The sequence below is a fragment of the Tumebacillus flagellatus genome (assembly GCF_000714935.1).
GTDB classification, from domain to species: Bacteria; Bacillota; Bacilli; order Tumebacillales; family Tumebacillaceae; genus Tumebacillus; species Tumebacillus flagellatus.
In genome coordinates, this window is the sequence record NZ_JMIR01000049.1 from 1 (window position 1) to 19698 (window position 19698).

The 19698-nt window shown below is 56.5% G+C and carries 24 protein-coding genes; all 24 read right to left on the reverse strand.

Annotated elements, in window-relative coordinates; translation table 11 throughout:
- A partial coding sequence (locus EL26_RS21740) for a hypothetical protein (protein ID WP_038094297.1) occupies positions 1–250 on the reverse strand: 250 nt, incomplete at its 3' end.
- 15 nt (positions 251–265) lie between these two features.
- Positions 266–988: a hypothetical protein gene (locus EL26_RS21745; protein ID WP_038094299.1), complete on the reverse strand. Its 723-nt coding sequence runs from the start codon at positions 986–988 to the stop codon at positions 266–268.
- Positions 989–1004: 16 nt separating this feature from the next.
- The gene (locus EL26_RS21750; RefSeq protein WP_038094301.1) at positions 1005–1559 is read right to left on the reverse strand and encodes a putative phage tail protein; all 555 of its coding nucleotides are present in this window, start codon (positions 1557–1559) and stop codon (positions 1005–1007) included.
- A 13-nt stretch (positions 1560–1572) separates the two neighbouring features.
- Entirely contained in the window at positions 1573–2625 is a 1053-nt protein-coding gene (locus tag EL26_RS21755) for a baseplate J/gp47 family protein (RefSeq protein WP_038094304.1), read from the reverse strand.
- Positions 2618–3001 carry a contractile injection system sheath initiator gene (locus tag EL26_RS21760; RefSeq protein WP_038094306.1) on the reverse strand — a complete coding sequence of 128 codons (384 nt, stop codon included), beginning with the start codon at positions 2999–3001 and terminating at the stop codon, positions 2618–2620. The genes EL26_RS21755 and EL26_RS21760 overlap by 8 nt, the downstream gene beginning before the upstream one ends.
- Positions 2994–3203, reverse strand: a complete 210-nt coding sequence (locus EL26_RS21765; RefSeq protein ID WP_038094308.1) for a DUF6484 domain-containing protein — start codon at positions 3201–3203, stop codon at positions 2994–2996. Before EL26_RS21765 ends, EL26_RS21760 begins: the two co-directional genes overlap by 8 nt.
- Positions 3203–4294, reverse strand: a complete 1092-nt coding sequence (locus EL26_RS21770; protein ID WP_052036683.1) for a phage late control D family protein — start codon at positions 4292–4294, stop codon at positions 3203–3205. Before EL26_RS21770 ends, EL26_RS21765 begins: the two co-directional genes overlap by 1 nt.
- The gene (locus EL26_RS21775) at positions 4295–4942 is read right to left on the reverse strand and encodes a LysM peptidoglycan-binding domain-containing protein (RefSeq protein ID WP_038094311.1); all 648 of its coding nucleotides are present in this window, start codon (positions 4940–4942) and stop codon (positions 4295–4297) included.
- Positions 4943–4955: 13 nt separating this feature from the next.
- Positions 4956–7754 (reverse strand): phage tail tape measure protein, encoded by a 2799-nt coding sequence (locus EL26_RS21780; protein WP_038094313.1) that lies wholly within the window; start codon positions 7752–7754, stop codon positions 4956–4958.
- A 170-nt stretch (positions 7755–7924) separates the two neighbouring features.
- Entirely contained in the window at positions 7925–8317 is a 393-nt protein-coding gene (locus EL26_RS21785) for a hypothetical protein (protein WP_052036684.1), read from the reverse strand.
- A 2-nt stretch (positions 8318–8319) separates the two neighbouring features.
- Positions 8320–8757 (reverse strand): hypothetical protein, encoded by a 438-nt coding sequence (locus EL26_RS21790; RefSeq protein ID WP_038094314.1) that lies wholly within the window; start codon positions 8755–8757, stop codon positions 8320–8322.
- An 18-nt stretch (positions 8758–8775) separates the two neighbouring features.
- Complete coding sequence (locus tag EL26_RS21795; protein WP_038094317.1) at positions 8776–10221, reverse strand: phage tail sheath C-terminal domain-containing protein; 1446 nt, start codon at positions 10219–10221, stop codon at positions 8776–8778.
- Positions 10221–10733 (reverse strand): hypothetical protein, encoded by a 513-nt coding sequence (locus tag EL26_RS21800; protein ID WP_038094319.1) that lies wholly within the window; start codon positions 10731–10733, stop codon positions 10221–10223. Before EL26_RS21800 ends, EL26_RS21795 begins: the two co-directional genes overlap by 1 nt.
- The gene (locus EL26_RS21805) at positions 10730–11368 is read right to left on the reverse strand and encodes a phage virion morphogenesis protein (protein WP_081857405.1); all 639 of its coding nucleotides are present in this window, start codon (positions 11366–11368) and stop codon (positions 10730–10732) included. Before EL26_RS21805 ends, EL26_RS21800 begins: the two co-directional genes overlap by 4 nt.
- Entirely contained in the window at positions 11356–11850 is a 495-nt protein-coding gene (locus EL26_RS21810) for a phage protein Gp36 family protein (RefSeq protein ID WP_161780775.1), read from the reverse strand. Before EL26_RS21810 ends, EL26_RS21805 begins: the two co-directional genes overlap by 13 nt.
- Before the next feature lies 1 nt (position 11851).
- A complete protein-coding gene (locus tag EL26_RS21815) occupies positions 11852–12889 on the reverse strand; it encodes a major capsid protein (protein WP_038094324.1) in 1038 nt (345 codons plus the stop codon).
- 14 nt (positions 12890–12903) lie between these two features.
- Positions 12904–13443 carry a hypothetical protein gene (locus tag EL26_RS21820; protein WP_152559365.1) on the reverse strand — a complete coding sequence of 180 codons (540 nt, stop codon included), beginning with the start codon at positions 13441–13443 and terminating at the stop codon, positions 12904–12906.
- A 107-nt stretch (positions 13444–13550) separates the two neighbouring features.
- Positions 13551–14639, reverse strand: coding sequence for a phage protease (locus EL26_RS21825; RefSeq protein ID WP_038094328.1), 1089 nt, complete (start codon positions 14637–14639; stop codon positions 13551–13553).
- A gap of 24 nt (positions 14640–14663) precedes the next feature.
- Entirely contained in the window at positions 14664–14900 is a 237-nt protein-coding gene (locus tag EL26_RS21830; RefSeq protein WP_038094330.1) for a hypothetical protein, read from the reverse strand.
- Positions 14901–14920: 20 nt separating this feature from the next.
- A complete protein-coding gene (locus EL26_RS21835) occupies positions 14921–15715 on the reverse strand; it encodes a minor capsid protein (RefSeq protein WP_038094333.1) in 795 nt (264 codons plus the stop codon).
- Complete coding sequence (locus tag EL26_RS21840; protein ID WP_052036686.1) at positions 15712–17058, reverse strand: phage portal protein family protein; 1347 nt, start codon at positions 17056–17058, stop codon at positions 15712–15714. Before EL26_RS21840 ends, EL26_RS21835 begins: the two co-directional genes overlap by 4 nt.
- 43 nt (positions 17059–17101) lie before the next feature.
- Positions 17102–17245 carry a hypothetical protein gene (locus tag EL26_RS25645; RefSeq protein ID WP_161780776.1) on the reverse strand — a complete coding sequence of 48 codons (144 nt, stop codon included), beginning with the start codon at positions 17243–17245 and terminating at the stop codon, positions 17102–17104.
- An 11-nt stretch (positions 17246–17256) separates the two neighbouring features.
- Complete coding sequence (terL, locus tag EL26_RS21845) at positions 17257–18687, reverse strand: phage terminase large subunit (RefSeq protein ID WP_238546167.1); 1431 nt, start codon at positions 18685–18687, stop codon at positions 17257–17259.
- Positions 18644–19489 (reverse strand): terminase small subunit, encoded by an 846-nt coding sequence (locus tag EL26_RS21850; RefSeq protein WP_052036688.1) that lies wholly within the window; start codon positions 19487–19489, stop codon positions 18644–18646. The genes terL and EL26_RS21850 overlap by 44 nt, the downstream gene beginning before the upstream one ends.
- Positions 19490–19698: the final 209 nt, after the last annotated feature.

A 19698-nucleotide genomic window follows, 5' to 3' on the forward strand; every position in this document is an offset into this window, starting at 1 on the left:
AGACGTTCGACAGCGTTGTGCCGATCGAGAGCACCGCCGAGTAGATGCTGGAGATCCAGCCGAACTTTCCCGCGCCGCCGGTCATCATGTTCACGCCCGTTGCGGCGGTACCCGTGGTGTTGTCGAGATCAATCGCAACGTACTGCCGCCCGCCGGAGTCGATTTTTTGCGGTCGGAATTGCGGCGTGCCGCCATAGTCGGAGCCAAGCGGGACGATGTTACCTCCGACGACTACAGTTTCCTCTGACATTTGATTTCACGCTCCTTAGGTGTAGGTTTTGGTGACGCTGGAGAACAGTCCGTTGGTGCCATAGTTGATTGTCACGGTCTTGGTGTGCCCACCAGCCGTAGTGGTGACCTTTGAGATTAGACCGTTCGATCCGTAGCCGATCGTCTTTGCCGCAACAATAGCGTTGGTTGCCGGATCAGAAACTGTCAGGTCCGAGATCATTCCGTTCGCCCCGTAAGTCGGGGTAACACTCCTGGTATCGGAGCTCAATTCGAAAGCAGGGTCAATTCGCACTGATGTGTTCCCTGTACCGATTGGCAACACACCCATCGTAGCCGCAGAAGGGATCTGCCCAGTAGTTAGTTTCCCGTCAGCTCCAAGAGTAGCCACGCCGCTCGCTTGTCCCAACAACGAGGTAGCCACTGCACCGACCGTGCCCGGCGTAACCGCTATCGTGCCGTCAGACGCAAACTGGAAGCCGGAGCCGATCTTTACCGCGCCGAGGGTCTCAGAGGACGCCGTGCGGAAGAAAGCCGCAGGGATGAGCCTGTTGCCATCCAGCGTTGGCACCCCGAGCGCTTGCCCCTTTTGCGAAGCGGGTATGGCGGCGTCTGCTGTTGCCTGAGCCGCAGCGGTCGCTTGCTGGTTGGCGCGAAGTTCTGCGTCAATTTTATCCATGTTCCCGTTTTGAACATCAACGTCATAGTTCTCGTTCTGTCCGGGCTTGACCAGCCCGTAGTTTGCCGTTGTGGTCGGCATTCTGCCTCCCTCCTATCTACCCTTTCGGAAGTTGTGTGCGCAGCGTGTCGTGCGTCATGGACTTCATCTGCGCGTGGGTGTATGACCTCAATTCGCGGTGCTGGGTGTAGATGAACTTCCACTTCAACAACAAATGCGCGGGTATGAAGCGTGTCATGAGCGTTTGAAGGTCGCCGAGGTTCGGTGGTACGCCCCGGAAATCGTTAAACTGAATGGTAATCGTGTACCCTGCGAAGTCCTCTAATAGTTGCGTGGAGTACCCGTAAGCCTTCAGGACGTTGGTGATCGACAGCGGCGTTGCCCCAAGCCCGCCCCGCGACATCGCCATGACGTTGTTCCGCCGAGCGACTGCGTTGGATTGATCCACGAGTTTTATCGCGAATTCCGCTTCGTAGATCGGGAGCGCCCAGGTAGCGGTATCGATGAACAACTGGTTCTGCCCGTCAATGACTGCTTCTTGGAGGCTGTCGATCTGCTCTCCTATGGATTTGTAGAAACCGGTCATGTTCCTCATCGAGTTGTTCAGGAAAGGGCGTGGCAACATCCGTTTAATCGCGTCAAAGAATCCCAAAGGGTTCACCTCCCTACGCGACGTCCAGCAAGCCTGGAACGGCGAGCTCAGTGTTGCTAAGTTGTATGTTGGCCGCAGGAGCCGTCAGGTTGAAGTCGAGTACTCCGGGCACAGACATCGCCGCTTGAATGATACCAGTGAAGCGAACCACTCCGCCGATCGGCACGTTAGACAAGTAGGTCGTGATCGCCTGCTTCACTTGTGTGTCCAGCGTGCTGAGAGCGTAACCCGTCATCGCCGTGACCGTCGCCGTAACGTCAATGGTGTGCTGGTCCGGCTTGATCACCTTGACGTCAGCGCCTACAGGCCGCTTTGTCTGAATGTGATCGCTCACCGCCTTCACAAGCGCATCGGGCGGGATGGAACCGTCCGAGACAACCACATCCACTGTCCCCGGCCCGCGACTCAAAGGTAGAGGGATCGCGTGAACGACACCCTGCACTTCCATCGCCCAGACCAAGTAGTCGGCGGCGGTTCCTCCGTTCTGTGGGTTCTGGATCGTGAACAGGTAACGGGCACGCAGCTCGCCGTCGCTTTCCGTGTCCACGCCGCCTGACAATGCCTCGACGGATACGTTCTGCACACCAACGACCGCGATGCCCACCACCTGAAGTGCCGTCCCTGTAGCGAGATTGCCTACCTTACCGATGGTCAGGCAAGCCACCGGCACGGCAACGCTGGTCCAACCCAAAGGCAGGTTGATGTCCGTTGTGACCGCGAATTCAATCTTTCCGTCCATCGTCGCAAGCAACGTCCCTTGTTTTAGGTTCGTGCTGATCGGTGATGGTGAGGTCCGGGTGAAACGTACAGTCCCAGTCGCGACGGTCCCAAGTTTGCGGAACACACCACGTTCGTTGCACCGCCGTTCGAGGAACGTTCCGTAGGAGGTGGAGACAAAGAACAGTTTCACGACTTGCTCCAACATGAACCAGAGTCCGCGCAGGCCACGCGCCACAACTGCCATGATGGTGTAGGCCAGTGACCCTGGTTGCAGGTCGGTGATGCCCGTATTGCTCCTTAGCGACGTCAACAACTCCATGAGGATCTGATCGTACGTTTTAAACAAGAACCTTCACCTCCTCGATCCTCCCGGTTCCTCCGTAGACATCACGGTATTCCACAACGCAAGAAATACGGCGGTTCTCGCGATCAATGAAAACCGTTGCTCCTGCCTCCAGCACGCGGGCATCCGCCATCACGCAGGCGCGCGCATCCTGCGAGCACGCTGCCTCGAAGCCCTGTGACATCGGTTGTGACAACCGGGACAGCATCGGGTTCCCGAAGTTCGGGTCATAGAAAAGCGCCCCGAGAGGTGTCCCGAAGCGCCGAACCAAATCCGCTTTTAAGCTGTCCGCCGATGTTGCCAGCCCAACGTCCCCCTGCGAGGTAATGCCGAGGTCCCCGCTTCCATCCGTCAGCAGGTCCATCAACTGCTCAGCCATCCAGAATCACTCCCATAATCACCGGCTGGTTCAGGTCACCGTTGATGAAGACCACCACACATTCATGACCTTCCATCTCCGGTGCGAGATTTTTGCAAGACTCTGCGAACCCAGTTTCAAAGTTGATCAACGGCACCAACACCTGCGCGGTGTTCCCGCGCACTGTGGTAATTACTCCTTTCTGCGGCATGGAATTGTTCATCACATCATCCCCTTTCCAAGCGAGGAAGAACCACCGAGAATCGAGTGTTCTTTGTTGTAAAGGTCGTCGCGGTACTGCTGCGCCTCATCCGGTCGAAGGCTGGTGATGTCGAGGTCTATTGTGTACCCGGCCTTGCTCAGGTGATGGTCCACGCGCTCAACGTAGTAATTGCCGTCAAAGCGGCCGCAACCGTGCACGCCTACCTTTTTTTCGCAACCGATGTGCGGGTTCCCAACGGCTCTACCGATCTTCCCGGTGATCACGTAGCGGGATAGCTCCGGCAGGAGGTTGTTCGCAATCTCCTGCGCTTTGGCCTGCGTCTTCGCCTTAGATGAATACACGATTCGCTCCTTCTCTTGCCCCAACTCCTCCACCAGCTTGTCATCCTTCGCCGAAGCTTCGATCAGCTTCTTCTTCGTGTAATGCCGGACCGTCACCTTGTTGTAACAGTCGATTGCGGAATCCATAAACTTGACCGACCCCACATTCGATGCCATGCCCTGCCTGTAGTAATAGTTGGCAACCACTTCATCGTCGGCAAGGTTGCGCGGCCCAAAGTAGCCTGCCTTATTCTTGTCGACGTAGCAAACGAAGTCCTCCAGATCGGCGGCCGCCTGCAACAGCTCCCACTCTTTCTTGCGATCATAGGCGTCTCGCTCGATGATGTCGCTGGTGGGCGTGACGTTTGCGACGATCCCGTGTTTTTTGAACAACATCTCTGCCAACTGACTGCTCGTTCGCTCCGCATACGCCGCCGAGAACTGCGTGTCGATCAGTAGCGAGCTGTAGTCGCGCCCCGCGATGCGAACAGTCATCTGGTCGGAAAAATCCGGCTCAACGGCGTCGATCTTGCCGGTGAAGATGTGCGTCAACTCCGACTTCTGAACGCGGTTCGGATCGGACGAATATCCCAACCAAATCCTCACTTCTTGATTTTTTCGGAGCCAATCCGAAAGCAATTTGTCGTTTCGGAGCGAGATTTCGAAGGTGTCCGCTGCCATGTAGAGCGTCAGCGAGACGTGCAGATCAATGATATCCGTCCAGCGGATCGCCTTGCCGTCGATCTCAACGTGCGCGCGTGGTGCGAGCATCTACGCCGCCCCCTTTGCGATCTCCGCCAATTCCCCGGCGTAATCCGGCTTGCTGATCGTTGCCACGTTTGGCAGTTTTATCTGCTGACCGATCTGCAAGGCATACACGTTAGTGATGCCGTTTGCTTCAGCAATCGCTTCCCACTTTGTGCCGTCGCCGTACTTCGTGGCAGCCAATTGCCAAAGCGTGTCGCCGGACTTGATCGTGTATGATTCGGCTGCGTCGGAGCTGGTAAGCCCGGCGGTCGTCGCGAGTGTGTTGCTGCCCAAAGACCCATCCCCGGCGAGATTGTCGAATTCCTCTTCCGGGAAACACACGATCAGGTGCAAGGAATATGAGACACGATTGCTCCGTTTCAACTTCGGCTTGTACGATTCCACCCGGACACGTTTACGGATCGGACCGTAGACAAGATCGTGTTCCGAGCCTGCCCACATCAGCCTCTCAATCTCCTCTGAGGTAGACCACGCATTGTCGCCGTCGAAGACGCCGTTGATTTCCAGCGTTTTCTCTCCTAGCCCCATGTCTTGGTAGACGGCTGGTGCTCCGGCGGGTTCGAGTTTCGCGATCCGGCGTTTCATATCGAAATCAAGAGAGTCCTTCGGCAACAGCGGGAAGGTGAATCCGCCGATGATCAAATCATGCATTGTTCATCCCTCCTTAATGCCCAAACAAAGGCTGCTGTCTCGAAAGATTGCCGCCCCAGTTGCGGTTTTCCCATGCTTTTACGGCTTCCGATGGGTTGCCACCGTTGTTGTTGATGGTGGAATGGTCGTTGTAGACCACACTGGACTGCATCGATGCCAGAGGTGCGTTAGCCGTCACAGGCACGGAGTTGAAACCGAAGCTGCCGGTGCCAGACGAACTCCACTGTGTGCGGGTTGCTGGCGGCGGCGTGCCGACTTGCACCTTCCCTTGTGCATAGCCACCACTGCCTCCGTAGCCGTCCCATATGGAGCCATTGCCAACGTTTACACTTCCAAGTACGTTTTCAGGATGGACGACGAAATTATCCATGAACGCCTTGGAGGCGCGTTGACCAGCTTCCGTTCCAAGAGCTCCACCAATGATACCACCGATTGCTGCGCCGATGGTCGTGCCAACTCCAGGCGCAAAGAATGTTCCGATCCCAGCCCCCATCGCAGCTCCAGCTTCCGCACCTGCCCATCCACCGACGACTTCACCAGTCGCCTTTGCGCCGGCTTCAAGTTTGTGGTCCGGCTCAGCGGTAGCAAATTCGTAAGCCCCGGCAACTATCGCGATCGGCACGCCTACTTTTGCAAATCGAGTACCTGCTCCTTTTGCATAATCTCCTGCTGCTTCAACGGCTCTTGCAGTACGGGTAGGAGTTTTCGAAACTTCAGCGGCACCGCCATTCGACGCTTTACCATTTCCACCAACTCCAGGATCGACGCCAACTCCAGATGAGCCCCCGCCTCCGTTGATCGCTTTCCCGTACACGTTGACGACATTCGCATTGATCGCTTTGGTCTGTATCGTATCTTCAACTGTTGCTTTTGCAGAATTCTTTTTTAACGGCCCGAGAATTTGCTTGTCAACGATATCGATGAAGTTTTTTGAAAAATTAAGCAACGGAGTAAGGGCTGATCCTACCCCACCTATTACGAGTTTTGCTGCTCCCATGGCCAGCGTAAATCCTCCAACAACTGCGACTCCTTTCCCAATGGACACTACCAAGTCTTCGTTTGCCTTAACCCATTTCGTAGCCGAAGAGACCATCGGCTCCATTTCCTTCATCCATTCGGTCAACTCTGGCATAATTGCGTTACCCATCTCCGTAGAGAGGTTTTCAAGGTTGGAAAGCAAAATGTGTTTCTGCCCATCATAGGACTCGCGGATCGTATCAATTTGGGAGTGCAGGTCCTTTTGTCGCTCCATAGATCCGTTTAGCTTGGCGAATTGCTCCGGGTGAGAGGAGATCAAAGCGAAGTCCTGCCCTTGTTCCCCAAAGATGTGATTCATCATCGCAGCCCATTCCAACTCGCCTCCGGTCAAATCCTGCCCCGTCATTTCTTGAGCGTGCTCTTTCATCTTTTGGATTTCGTCATCGGTCATCTCCAGCGCATATTGCGTCTTCACGCCTTTTGCGATGAACTCATCGTGCTTCCGAGAGAGGACGTCAATCATTTCTGAGTAGTGCTTGATGTGGTCTTTGTCCGCAAGCAAAGCGGCATTGTCGAACCCTACGATTTTTTCCTTTCCGCCACTGGTTGTAACTGTTTTGACCCCAGATAACAAACCAGCATCAGCCATTGCGGAAAGTTGTTTTTGCCCAGAAGCGGAGCCTAAGTACTTGAACGGATTGATCCGCTGGGCGTAGTCCTTGATGTGGACCCCAGCCATCGACCCTTCCATGCCGTTGATCGCTGCCATCGCAGACGCCTGTAGCATGTCGTTTTCGTCCCAACCGATTTTTTTGACAACGGGCATCCCGTACTTGAAGGTTTCACCCAAACTTTCGGAGGTCGCGTGTGTCGTGTTGATGACCCGGTACATGGAATCAGAAAACTTCGCAAGCTTTGATTCGTCGTTTGTGATCCCCGCGTCTTCAGCCATTCGGGCGAAGTTGTAAGCGGTGTGACCGGCAGACGACGACTTGCCCATTCCCACCTCAATCTCAGCAAGATAGGTTGCCTCCGGGGTGACTTTTTGCAGTTTATCTTTGGAGATTTGTGCGTGTGCAAGTTCCGTGTCGATCCCCAGAATATCCTTGGTAGAGAAGAGTGTCTTGGAGGAAAGTTCCTTGGCCTGCTGGTTCATCTCCTGCATTTCAGCGCTGTTCGTAGAAAATCCGTAAACACCGCCAAGTTCGATGTCTTTCATCTGGATTTCACCGGCCTTGTCGGCTGGTTTCAAAACAGATTCAACCATCCCAGTGCCCGCGGCAATGTCGGTCAAGCCGGACAATTTTAACCCATCCAGTTTGGTCCCGATTTCGCCGAGTATCGTGCTCGCCTTGGTCAATCCCGTTGACATGGAATCCAACCACTTCAGATCAGGCTTCTTTCCACCTACATCGCCAAGGTTGTTCCGCAACTGCTTGGCTTGTTCAGCGGCCTCTCGTAAGCCTCGCACGCCATCACGCCCGATCGCCCCGAGCCCTTCTGCCGCTTTCTTGGCTTCCTGTGCAGCTTCGCGTGACTCCTTGCTGATGTTCCCCAATTCTGACGCCGTCAACTTTGCGTTTGCCGCTGCGTCCTTCGCCTCTTTGCTAATCGCATCGATGCCGGACGCGGCGTTTTTTGTGTTGGACGCGACATCCTTGGCTTGCTTCCCGACGTTACCTAACTCCGTGGAAACAGCTTTAGCGTTCCCGGCGGCCGACTTGGATTCTTTGCTCAGATCGCCAAGGTCCTTCTCTACCTCTTGGATGCTTTTGGTCGCCGATTTGTTATCCGCGGTGATTTTCATTGACACTTGAAAATCCTTGTTTGACAAATCCTCACCCCCTTCCCGGATTCGCTCAACGCACGACCGTGCATGCGCTCAGCGAACCGGCAGTCATCTTGACTGCCGCATTTGTTCATTTTTCCACTCGATGTACTCCACGGCCCCGCGAGCGTAGAGGCGACGCTTCCAGTCTGGCATCGCCTCCCACTCAGAAGGGCTTATTGCGCCGCCGCTTGCGTCGTTGCAGTAGTAGAAGTCCCGGAGCCCGAGCGACCCAGCAAAAAATCAACGGCCTCTTCGACGCTCATGCCCGCTTCAACCGTATCACGTACCTTGTTGAAGACATTTTTGTAGTAGATAACGTCCTTGTCCGACCAGTTTGTGAACATGAACTTGTAGGAGTCCGTCGGGACTTCGCCGTCTACTTGCGTCAGACACTTCGCGGCGAGGCGAATGGCTACCAACTCGTTGGCCGAGTAGACGTTTTCCTCGTTGATCGGAGTGTCTTGCAGAACTGCAAGGCGATCGCCGCCCGTTGGTTCACGGAAGAATACGATTTTTCCGGTCGGGAGTTTGAGCGGGCCGAACTGATTTGCATTTTGATTGGTCATTGTCATGATGCCTCCTTGAGGGATTCGATTTTGAATTGGTAGTTGCTGTCGACGACTTTTTTACCGCCGCTTGCGGAGATACCAAGTTTCGTAAAGATGCAACCTTGCATGCTGTACCGCCCAATGAGTCCCTTGTCGGGTGCGTTGAAGGTCGCGGTGATCACAAAGCGCGCGCTGGTAAAACTGGTACCGGGACCGATTTCATCAGTTCCGAAAAGGGAGACGAGCAGGCTTCCGGCATCAATGAAACCGCGCTTCAACGTGCCGTCCATTTCCACGTCCCCATCCAGCCACATCGGGGAACGCGAATTAAGCGGTTGGTACCGCTCAGGCTCGTGGCTGATATTCAGCTCGACCTCTTGAAATTCTCCGACAAGCGCCGGGCCGTTTGCCGTCGTGACAGCGACAGCAACGTCAAATCCCTGTGCAGGACGTTTCATCCTTGTTTCAGCTCCTTTCTACGCCGAGAACCGGCTGATGTTATGGTCGATGTAGTCCGCCGCCGACGCAGGCCGCACACTGATGCCAGTGATAACTCGCCGTGCCTTGATCGTATCGGCGGTGTTGTTGGTGCCGTCACAGACCGTCGGTCGGAAGTCAAAAATTTCGCCTTTGTCGCGGTAGTCACGAAGGATCATGTCGATCTGCTCGCGAAGCGGCTGAAACATCCCTTTTTCAGTGATCGGTTGCGACTTTGCCCACTTCGTCCGGGCGGCCACGTCCATCTCGATCTTGTCGAAGATGCGGCGGTAGCAGGTCTGTGACCAGTCGTTCTGCGTCGCCGGATCGGCGTACAAAAACGTGGTCAACCCGTTGGAGATGACGATTTCGGATGACATGATGTCTTGGGCAAATGCCGAGATCCGCGCCATCGTCAAGGCGATCAAATCCGGGTCGTATGCATCCATCGGCACAACCCGCTCTAAAGCCGCGATGCCCTGCACCTTGCGCGCCGAGGGGGATACATGTGCAGGAAGCGTTGCGAGAACTCCGGCATAATAGCCATCCGGCGCAACCGCCTTGGAGGTATCCTCGATCGGGTAAACCCACGGATACGCCATAATGGCGCGGCCGCTGCTGTACGTTTGCGCAGCGATTGCTTGGCTGGGGGTTGCCGACTTCTTGGCGTTGAGCACGGCCACACGGAGGCCGCGCTGGACATTCATCTGTTCGCAGTGCTGGATCAGCGCTTGGTTAATCGCGTTGGACGTCTGTTGTGCGCAGAGGACGATGTTGACGTTGACGGTCTCCAGAACCTTGAGACCAGAGCGGACACCATTGGTATCTTGCGCGCCGATATAGTCGGCATCTGCCGTCGTGCCCCCATCATCCCCACCCGCCAGCGGCGTGTCATCAAGCGGCGCCGGAATGTCCGTCGCCCCCGCCGCTTTGATCAGCGTGACATAAGACGAAGAGATGCCGAGGTTGTCGAGGTCAAGCCCGGTAAAGGTCTCCTGCGGCAAGCGTTTGTAGCTGACGACGAGGTCGAACGTTCCTGCTGCAGAGCCCGCCAAAATCTTGACACTGATGTTATTGCCGTCCGTGCCCTTGGTGAGCGCAGAGACGGTGATGGATGCCTTCGGGGAGGTCTGCCCATCTAACAGGTCAAGAGACGCTGTCTTCGCCGTAGAGGAGGCAACACGCACAATCACGACCTTCTCCGGGCGCGGCTCTTGGTTGAACGCCCCTCGCACCGATTTGAAGCCGGTCAGGTTCGGGGCATCATCCCCGAATTGGCGCTTTACATCAAACAGGGTGTAACAGGTGATCGGCGTGTTGATCGGGCCCTTGGAAAAAGTGCCGACGATGCCTATTACGCCAAGAGATACACCCGCCGAAGTGTTAGGTTCCGGCGGCGTCTCGTTCACGTCCACGCGGGGCACAATGTATTGTTGATTGGCCATCAGAGTGTTCCTCCTTCATCTTCATAGTCGACTTCCCCCACCTCGTCGCCGAGGTCGAGGAGAAGTTTTTGCAGGATCGGCGGAGTTTCGCCCGGTTTGCGTCGCGGAGCGAAAAAAGTAGACTCTGCAGAGACGACGGCATAGTGCATCCGCTCCGTCTTCTCCAGATCGTTGGTTTCATACACAACTTCCGTGACATCCGTGGAATCTACATTGCCGCCAAGCGTCGGGTTCTCAAGCAGTGCGAAACGTACCTCGTCGGCGAGCGCGCGCACCAGCTCCTCCCCACGGAGTGGGTTTATGTCTTTGAGGTAGACCAGAACTTCAATGGGAATGGTCGCCTCATCTTGCTCGTTGTCGTACTCCTTGAAGCGAATCAAACCACAAGCAATAGAGATGGTCGGGCGTTCGCCCGGAACCATCCCTTTGAACTTGTGGTAATTTTTTATCGCCGCAAGCCCTTCTGAGGACTGGAGCGCGGCGATGATCGCGTCCAAAACGGTTTCCGTCATCCAATCACCCCTCTCGCCAAGTAATCAACCGCCATTGCGGCGATGACATCCAAATCATGTTGCTGGAGGACCAGATACGGGCGCGCTGGCATCTTAATCTCCGGGATGTGCGCTTCTTTGCGGAAGATGTAGCCGTTTTGGGTCGGGATCAGCAAGGATTGCTTGCGGCGCGCGCGCACCGTGTGGGCTTTGATCGTGCCGCCGATCTGGTGGATTCGCGCATACGTCAAGGACGAGCCGATTTCCGCTGAGTTGTTTGTGACATCGCCAAGGATGACCGATTGTTTCAGGGCGCCGGACCGCTGCAGGATCAAGTTGCCGCGCATCTTCTCGACGGCTTGGCTCTCGATCCTCGATTTGGTCGCCGCCGACTTGGCCGTCTGATGCTTTTTCGTACGGCGAGCGCTTTGGACAGCTTGCTCCTCGTAGGACATCATCGTTTTGACGCTCCGTGGCTTCCACCGAGATGGCCGCCCTTGCGCCTCGAAGTTCTGGTGCACAGACCTGATCATGACGGTGCCAATACCACCCATGAGCGGACGTAGATTGCCCGTCTTCTCACGCAAAGCTGTGAGCGCGGCCATCACTCGTTCGTCGTCGACGATAATTTGAAATCCATCGCTCAGTACGGCCACCTCCCTCCTGAGACCGTGTTCCCCCGCGTAGCCGAATCAAACGCGTCAAGCCTACCCTGCATAGGGCTAGGATTCGGCGTAGTGCTGAAGACGCGCCGACGCTGTTCTGGGACTTCTGGGGCGTGTTTCCTTATACCCGGCAGACCGTCAAGAGTCTGGAACTCGATGACGTGATCGAGTTCCGACTGCGCACGACGGCGGTAGTTCGATGCGAGCGGTACATCCTCGCGGTACATGATGTCGGAGAAGTGGTTCTCCAAAACAAAGGAGGCCGCCAAGTCCGCGCAAATGGACGTGATGACCTCCGGGATCGGTTCAACGAGCGGCACAACGTAGTGCGGTCGCAGTCGCTCATTGATATGAATTTGTGCCTTGCGGATGAAACCCGACAGATAATCCGGGTCAAACGTCTCTGGGTCCTCCTTGATCGGTTTGAAAAGACCGGCGACGTCGTCCGGTGTGCAGTACGTCCACATCGTCATCTTACGCCGATGCCGGTGCGGAAGACGGGAGCAGGACGGAACCGCGCATGATCCACTCCGGATGATGCAGTCGCGGCAGGCCGTTGACACCAACGGTGACCTTGATGAACGGCACATCTTGATCAGTTTTGTTCTCGATAAGAGAGAACTTGCCCGGTTGCGGTTGTTCAATCCCGCCGTTTTGCACGGCCAACGTCGAGCAGAAGTCCCCGAGCTTTTCGTGCCCCTTGCCGATCACCACGTACTTGTCAGCCGCGATGAACGGCGTGTACTCGCCATTCTCCGCTTTGTATCCCTCATCGTACATCTCGAAATCGAGCGACGGGAAAAATTTCTTCATGATCGTCGACATGTTTTCCGGCGTCATGGCGGTCGCATCGTTGCTCCGTTTCAGCAGATCGCGTAGCACCGTGCTCTGTGCGAGTTGTTGGCCGATTTCGAGGTTGTACCAAATTTTTGATGCTTTTGCACCAGTGCCCCGGAACTTACCTTGGATCGTCGAGATCCAACCGACGACGTCGAACTTCGCGTCACTCATGTCGAGATCCTCGATGACGTTTTGAGACGGGATGTCGTACTTGACCTCGAACTGCGTCGCATCACTGTTTACAGCAACCTTTCCGTCTACAACTGCTGCCCAACGGAGGTACTCTACCAGCGTGTCCAGACGGATGTTCAACTCATTCGCACGGCGCAAGACACGAAGGTAGCCTGCGCGCTGGTTGTAGGTCCCTTCCTGACGTGCTTCAAGCAACTCCTTCTCGTTGATCACGTACGTGTCGCCCCAGTAGGCGGTCGCGTACTTGCGAAGCGTGTTGCCGGTCAGCACCGCTTGGTTGAACTGACCACCGAGCGCACGAGGACCAGCGATCCCGCGCACGCCGTCGATGACGTCGACTTGGATGTCGGTTACGAATTCAGCAGCATCCGGCAGAACCTCCATACCACGGAAGCGAGACGGGTCAGTGTAGGTGTTGCGGACGACGTGTGTTACGTCCTGCGTAGACGGAAAAGCCAAGGTGATTGCAGATGCGGACATTTGAGTTCCCCCTTTTATACGATGATTAATTCTTGGTCGCAACGCGGAATGACGCGGGCATGCAGGTCCCATGCAACTTGGCTATCGAAACCGATCAGCATCTTGCCGACGAATGCACCACGGTAGTAAGCCGTGGCGACACGGTTCCGATCAGCGTCGGGTACAGAATCTGCAAGGACGAGCATAGCTTTCTCGCACCCGCCACCGACGTAGAGAAGATCGCCCGCTTCCGGCGCGGTATCCGGTGCATGCGTCACCGTGATCTTGTCGCCGGTGATACCGACGATCGGGCCAAGGTCTTGTTCCCCGGTGCCGTCCGGCTTCGCAGAATACACGTGCAGGGTTGCGTTCGCCGGATACGTCAACCAGCGGAATTTTTCTGCGGTGCCAGCCGCCACCGTAACGGTTGCACTATCAGCAGCGGGAGCGGCGGCCAGCGTCGTGCGCGTGACGGGGCGCATCAGGCCATCGGCTTGGAGAGCACCCAAGATCGTGCCGGAGAGAAGGTCGCCGATAAACGGAGCGAGAGTTACCGGAATGCGGTGGTGGGGCATCTCGCCGAACGCGCAAATCTTCCGGTCGGCATAAAATTCCTCGCCTTGGGCACCGGGAACGTGAGAGTTGAAGCGTTGATCCATGATTGTTGTTCCTCCTTGTCGTCCTACAGGACGTATTTGCCGTCAACCTTCTTTGCGCCGAGGTCGGACATGACTTGATCGCAGAGTCGCTTGCTCTCTTCGGCACGTTGCTGTTCTTCTGCCGGCGGCTGGCCCGCAGCCCCCACCTGCGACAACTTGACCCGCGCCGACTCCGGGAACGCGTCGAGCATGCCATACACCTCAGCGGTGCGCGCGGTGAAGTCGTTGTCGGCCAGCTTGATCACGCCCGACTCCTTCCCGTCTTCGCCCAAAAGAATTTTGCGGGCGTTGTCGATATACGCCGGCGGGATGCCAGCGGCGACGTACTCGCTCAGCTTCTTGTTGATCTCCGCGACGCGTTGGCCGGATTGCGCTTGGAGCGCGTTGGCATTCGCCTCATCGATCTTCGCTTGCATGTCGGCAAGTTTCTTTTGGAAGTCATCTTGCCCCGCGAGGTTCAGAGTCGGCGCTGCGGGGGCGGGTTGCGGTGCCGGGGTCGGCGTCGGTGCTGCGGGCGTCGGCTCCGGCTTTTGCCCGCCACCAAACAACGAAGTGAAGGCGTGAATGCCATCAGACAGTTTTTTCAGCAAGCCGTTAGTTTGGGTTTGCTGTTCGAGCAGTTGATCAACTTTTTCCATGTTGGTGGATACCTCCTTGAAGTTGAGATAGACGGTGTCCGGCGGGTCGGACAACATGATGTTCTCCGGAAGACCGGTCAAAAAAGGCTCATTCGTGAGTGCGATTGCTTCAAGCACCGCGCCTTTCGATGAGCCGTCAATCTTGCTTTTGTAGTTGTCCTGGTACTCCGGGCTTGCGTAACGGTACTTCTGTGTCTTGATCATCTCGACCACCTTGCCGTCGGTCGGTTCGGCCAACGCAAAAAGGATGTCTCCTTCCTGCACCAGCTCATCGATCCACGCTTCCGCCGGTGCACCGCCGAACGTCGGTGCGTTGTCTTTGTCATGCGCGATCCGAATGAAAGCACGGCGGCCGATGGTACCTTCGAGGAAGTTTCGCTTGACCTCGTCTAACTTTTGCTGGGTGATGTCGATCACGCCATACGTCGGGTGCTGCCAACGTCCGATCTTCATTGCCGGGATTTTGAGCGGCATGCGCTTCACCTCCTACATGGGAAATTACACAACGGTAGCACCCACAATGGAAATTGCGCTGTTGGCTTTCATCCGCATGCCCTCATCGTAGGTTTTGAGCAGATATTCAATCTTGCTTTGCAATTCATCCGTGTTGACGATTACCTCACGGGCACCGGAAGGCAATTCCACGATCGTCACAAGATGCGTGTACTTGTGCCCAGTTGCTACCATGTCGTCTCTCGTCTGTTCAAGCAAAAGACGAATTTGATTTGCTGCCATGTTTTTTTCACCCCCCTTTTTTAAGTCCTCCATCCCTTCGGCAATGCTGCCACATCCCCCCAGTCCAAACGCTCCGGCGTGATCTCCTTCGGCTCATATCGGCTGTACAGCGGCATCAGGACGCTTCTGCAACGTCCGTGAAGCGGCGGGGTGTTCTGCCCGAGGCGCGGGTCATCCATCGCCATGACCAACCCGTGGCGGCTCCGGCATACCTCTGACGTGCGCGAGTCCATGATCGCGCTGAACTGCACGTAGTCAACGTTGTTCTCCCTGTAAGAGACGAGGCGAGCGCGGTTGTAGGCGTACGTCGTCTCTGTGGTGACGATCAGCGAGGCGCGGTTCTCGTTGAACTTGCGGAGGTCCGCGATCCTCTCCTCAACCTGCGCGCGCGGCATGCCGGTGAGATACTGCAAGAGAAGCTTTTTGACGGCTGCGACGATATCGGTCTCGACGTTCCCAGCGAGCACGAGTGCCCGATCGTTGAGGACCTTGATTGCATCGGTCGGGGAAAATTCCTCACCCGCTCCAAAGTTCAAAGTCGGCAGATCGGCGAGCTTCACCTGCATGCGGCGCCGCTTCTCCTGGCACTCCGCGTTTCCATGTGCATGGCCGACGTGAAAAACGTCCATCGCATGCGTGCGGAGAGTTCGAGACAGTTCACCGGCTTGCGGCAGGTGCCATCGGTGGATCTCGTGCTCCGTTGCTCCAAAGGGGATACTCGCGAACACGACCTGCAACCAGCGATTGTACTTCACCAGCAACTTTTTTTCCGTGCCGTCGAGGTAGTTCTTGACGAACTTCAACGCCCGCTTCATGCTGTCTCCTTGGTCACCGGAGTATCGTTTGGTTGGTCGTTGGTTTCATCCTCGCGCAGATAGTGCCCGTAATCCTTCGCAACTTTCTCCTGCCTCGCCGCGATGTCCTCCGACTTTGTCAGCGGGAAACCAAGCTTAGACTGGACGTGGTGAAGGTGCTCTTCCTGCTCTGGGTCGAGGTAGCCTTTGTCGGTCATCGCCGCAAAGATTTTCGCCAATTTATCCATGTCTTCGTTCGAGATCTCACGCTCTGGGAACGTTCCATAGTCTTTTTGCGGACCGAAGTTCATCTCGATCAACGGGCGAACAAGCTGTTCGATCAGGACCTCGACCAGTTTTCGGTAGATCCCGCCGTTCATCATCGTGAAGATGTCGAAGTGCGACTGCCCCAAAGCGTAAGAGCCGGAGCGTTGCCCCTCATCGAAGAGTAGCGACGGCGTCAGCACGCTGCGGAACAGCATCTTGTTCAGATACATGATCAGCCGCTCAAACGCATCACCAAGGCCAGCGCCCGCGCCATGGAACTTGATGTCGCTCTTTTCGTCGCCGGTGCCCGTTGACATTGCCAGCCCCGTCCCGTTTTGGATGTTGTTCAACAGGCGGGACATATACGCAACATTGGAGATGTAGTTCGGCGCATCCTCCGTTCCGGGGTTTTCCGGGTCGCGAATCTCTCCATCTGGCACCATGGCGGCGACGAGCGGCGTACCGTACTTATCCACGCCGTTCACCCACATCTTGAGCACCGGGTCTTTCAGGAGCCAGTTCTTTCGGCCGCGTTTGAGCTGTGACCGCCCGTAGGGATTGCCGAACGTACCATTGCCGTGCGTGAACACGATGCTTTTGTGGCGCGGGATTTTGACATAGCTTCCGTCGAACCATCGCCATTGTGTGATCGGCTCATCCGCCAGCTCTCCTGTCTGTCGGTCGAGGTTGAACATGACGGATCGCGGGTGATAGGTCACGAGCTTGTCCAACATGATCCGCGCGGAGCCCTTCCACGTAGACGCCTTCCAGACGATTTCCGTTCCGCTGTACCCTGCCCATATCGCTGTCAGGATTCCTGCACACGCTTCGAGCAAAGAGCCACGCATCCCATTCAGCGCATCGTTTACAAACTCTTGCAACGTCGGGTCCGATTCGTTGACGTAACGGTCGAGTTTGTTCAGCACCGCGAGAATCATGAAATCAATGGCCGCCGCGACGGTCTCGTCTGTCTCATACATGCGTTCGAAGTCTGTGATCAGCGCGGAGTCCGGGTTGGCGACGGCGTTGTCGAACAGGAAGAACGTCGTCCACAACGAGTTACCGATCTGGCCGACGACTTTGCTTGGAGCTACCAAGGTTTCACCCCCTTTCAGGCGAATGCTAGTTGTTCAAAAACCATTACTCGACAACGATATCCGGCAAACCATAGTGCCGATCGAGGCAGGCGCAAATATTTTCAATTCGTTGAGTTGTGTTCGCACTATGAGGATCAACCTTTTGTGCCTCGATCAGCAGTTCAAGATACTTGAGCTCTTCTTCCACCCTCTCACCTCCTACCACTGGATTTCGGCAGCCGCAGATTTGCCGACAACTACGCCGTGTGCTGCCACTTTGCGCTTACCACTCAGTCGGTTCAAAGCCTGCGACATCGCGTCCACTTGGTCATCGTGCGCGCCGTTCGGGAATGCCGCGCACTCTTCGATGAAATCGTGCACCCAAGGAGCCGTAGTAGGATCAGGTAGGAACACATTGCCTGCCTCGATGTCCGGCGAAACAGCCGAAGCGCGCACAACTTTTCCGCCATCAGGATTCACCGCTATGATGCCAGGAATCTCACGGCTCAGCGTCGCGATGATCGCCGGTCCGTTCGCCTTGTCCTCGACGAGCTTTGCGCGCGCGGCGGGCCACTTGGCGGTCAGACTGCGAATCGCGTTCAGCGTTTCAGGGAAACTCATGCGCGCCCTTACTTGGTCGAGAAGATACTTATCCGCCCCAACCTTCCCCCAGACCTGCCCCACTACATAGTCGGAGCTGTCGGAGTCCTTGAAGGTGCAGTCCCACGATTGCACGACCTCTTCAAACCTCGCTGGAGGCGCTTTGTAGAACTTCCACCACCCACGCTTCAGGATCGACCCATCTGCCGGTGATGGCCGCTGCTGATAGAGCGCTACCCAAATGTGTGAGCCGACGGCTTTCTTCATCTGCGCGTACTCCTCCGGCGGGAACCGTTCCGGCCAGAGGGGCTGATCAACCTCTCTCCCCAGCGCGTCGTTCTCCTCTGCGATCGCGGGGAGCGAGATCACTTCCCACTCCTCGCCCTCTCCGCTCTCTGCCATCTTGAGGAGACGTCCGGCGAGATCGTCCTCATGCCAGCGGGTCAGAACCAGTACGACCGCCCCGCCCGGAGCAAGACGCGTACGCAGGACTGAGCGGTACCACTCGAACACCTTGTCGCGGATGACCTTCGACTGCGCTTCCTCCCAGTTCTTGATCGGGTCGTCTATGATCGCCACGTGTGCGCCGCGACCGGTCAGTGGGCCGCCTACACCTGCGGCTTTGAGGCCGCCGCGCGTCCCCTCGATGCCCCACGCCTTGACGCCCTCGTTCCCTTCGGCGACGTCGACTTCCCAGAGTTTCGGACCCCACTCTGCGAGGGTGTCGCGGGAGATGCGCGAAAAGTCGTACGCCAGATCGGCGGAGTAGGAGGAGATGATGACCTCTTTGTCCGGGTTCCTTCCCAGATACCACGCCGGAAACTTCTTGGAGGTAACCTCAGACTTCCCGTGTCGGGGCGGCATGAAAATCATGAGACGCCTGATATCGCCCCTCTCGACCGCCTCCAGTTTCGTGCAGAGTAGTTCAAGGTGTCGCGCCGTTTTCCAGTTGCCGGCGCTCTCGTAGGCAAGGAAGCGGGGCAACCTCCGCCGCGCCCACTCCTGTTCAATGGCTTCGGTGCTGGGCAACCTTGCCGGTAAGTTGCTCAAGTTGCATCAGCTCCTCATCCGTCAGGTTTGACAAGTCGTATTGGTGGTTGTGGTCGATTGTGCCTGAATGCTCCACGGTAGCTTCCACCTTTTCCTTGAACATCCCAAGGTGCTGACCGATCAGCTTCAAGACTTGCACACGGTCGGGCAACTCCATTTTCAGACCGTCCTTGCCCTTCGAGAGTGCGCCTGCGATCTTGCCGTCGAAGTTCTCGTTGAACCTAACTTCCTGCACCTGATATTCGACCACTGAGCCGTCCTTCTGCTTCGCCTGCACCGTGACGGTTTCGAGCCAAGCGAAGTCGCGGAGGTCAAAGTCGGCCAGCTTAATGAGCCGCAGCAATACCCAATCGGCATCGATTTGGACGCGTGCGGATCGGGCGGCGAGCGCGCGGTCTACTGCCTCACGGACTGAAGGTTTCTGAAGCAGTTGGTAGCCCTGCTGTTCGGCAGTCTTGACACTATACCCGGCACGGACGGCGGCTTGCGTAGCGTTGAGGTCCAGCAGGTACTCATCAACGAATCGCTGTTGCTTCGGTGTCAGTCCGCCCGTCTCGCGCTCGGCTTCCTCATCCGTCGGCGGTGCCGGAGCGCTTCGCGTAGTGTGCACCTTCTCAACGAACGAGGGTGCACCCTTTGTATCTGCGGGTGCACCCTCTCGCTTCGTCCATTTGTCGCCTCGCTGAGCGTCTCGCTTCATCCAGCTCTTGAGCGTGTTCTCGCTGATCTGGTGTTTGGCGGCGAGCGCCTTGGGCTTGATGTCGGTCGTCTCATACTCCTTGCGGATCTCCTCGCGGTCCATGTGTCATCACCTCACCTCCACGCCTTGATGGCGTCTTCTATTGCTTCACACACCCCGCCACACGCAGACAGGAAATCTTCCCGCCTCCGTTGTCCCGTGCCCACTCGCACCTCTCTCCGCGCAAGCAAGGCGGTTTGCCGGGTCCGGTGGCGGATTGCTTGCGTGCGGCGATCTCAGCGTCGATCATGCAGTCTACGCAGGTTTTCTTG

What these genes read in the sequence shown, in the direction of transcription:
- EL26_RS21745 (WP_038094299.1), bottom strand. Translation starts at nt 988, where the DNA reads ATGCCGACCACAACGGCAAACTACGGGCTGGTCAAGCCCGGACAGAAC.
- EL26_RS21760 (WP_038094306.1), bottom strand. Translation starts at nt 3,001, where the DNA reads ATGGCTGAGCAGTTGATGGACCTGCTGACGGATGGAAGCGGGGACCTC.
- EL26_RS21765 (WP_038094308.1), bottom strand. Translation starts at nt 3,203, where the DNA reads ATGAACAATTCCATGCCGCAGAAAGGAGTAATTACCACAGTGCGCGGG.
- EL26_RS21770 (WP_052036683.1), bottom strand. Translation starts at nt 4,294, where the DNA reads ATGCTCGCACCACGCGCGCACGTTGAGATCGACGGCAAGGCGATCCGC.
- EL26_RS21775 (WP_038094311.1), bottom strand. Translation starts at nt 4,942, where the DNA reads ATGCATGATTTGATCATCGGCGGATTCACCTTCCCGCTGTTGCCGAAG.
- EL26_RS21785 (WP_052036684.1), bottom strand. Translation starts at nt 8,317, where the DNA reads ATGACCAATCAAAATGCAAATCAGTTCGGCCCGCTCAAACTCCCGACC.
- EL26_RS21790 (WP_038094314.1), bottom strand. Translation starts at nt 8,757, where the DNA reads ATGAAACGTCCTGCACAGGGATTTGACGTTGCTGTCGCTGTCACGACG.
- EL26_RS21795 (WP_038094317.1), bottom strand. Translation starts at nt 10,221, where the DNA reads ATGGCCAATCAACAATACATTGTGCCCCGCGTGGACGTGAACGAGACG.
- EL26_RS21800 (WP_038094319.1), bottom strand. Translation starts at nt 10,733, where the DNA reads ATGACGGAAACCGTTTTGGACGCGATCATCGCCGCGCTCCAGTCCTCA.
- EL26_RS21810 (WP_161780775.1), bottom strand. Translation starts at nt 11,850, where the DNA reads ATGACGATGTGGACGTACTGCACACCGGACGACGTCGCCGGTCTTTTC.
- EL26_RS21815 (WP_038094324.1), bottom strand. Translation starts at nt 12,889, where the DNA reads ATGTCCGCATCTGCAATCACCTTGGCTTTTCCGTCTACGCAGGACGTA.
- EL26_RS21820 (WP_152559365.1), bottom strand. Translation starts at nt 13,443, where the DNA reads ATGCCCCACCACCGCATTCCGGTAACTCTCGCTCCGTTTATCGGCGAC.
- EL26_RS21825 (WP_038094328.1), bottom strand. Translation starts at nt 14,639, where the DNA reads ATGCCGCTCAAAATCCCGGCAATGAAGATCGGACGTTGGCAGCACCCG.
- EL26_RS21830 (WP_038094330.1), bottom strand. Translation starts at nt 14,900, where the DNA reads ATGGCAGCAAATCAAATTCGTCTTTTGCTTGAACAGACGAGAGACGAC.
- EL26_RS21835 (WP_038094333.1), bottom strand. Translation starts at nt 15,715, where the DNA reads ATGAAGCGGGCGTTGAAGTTCGTCAAGAACTACCTCGACGGCACGGAA.
- EL26_RS21850 (WP_052036688.1), bottom strand. Translation starts at nt 19,489, where the DNA reads ATGGACCGCGAGGAGATCCGCAAGGAGTATGAGACGACCGACATCAAG.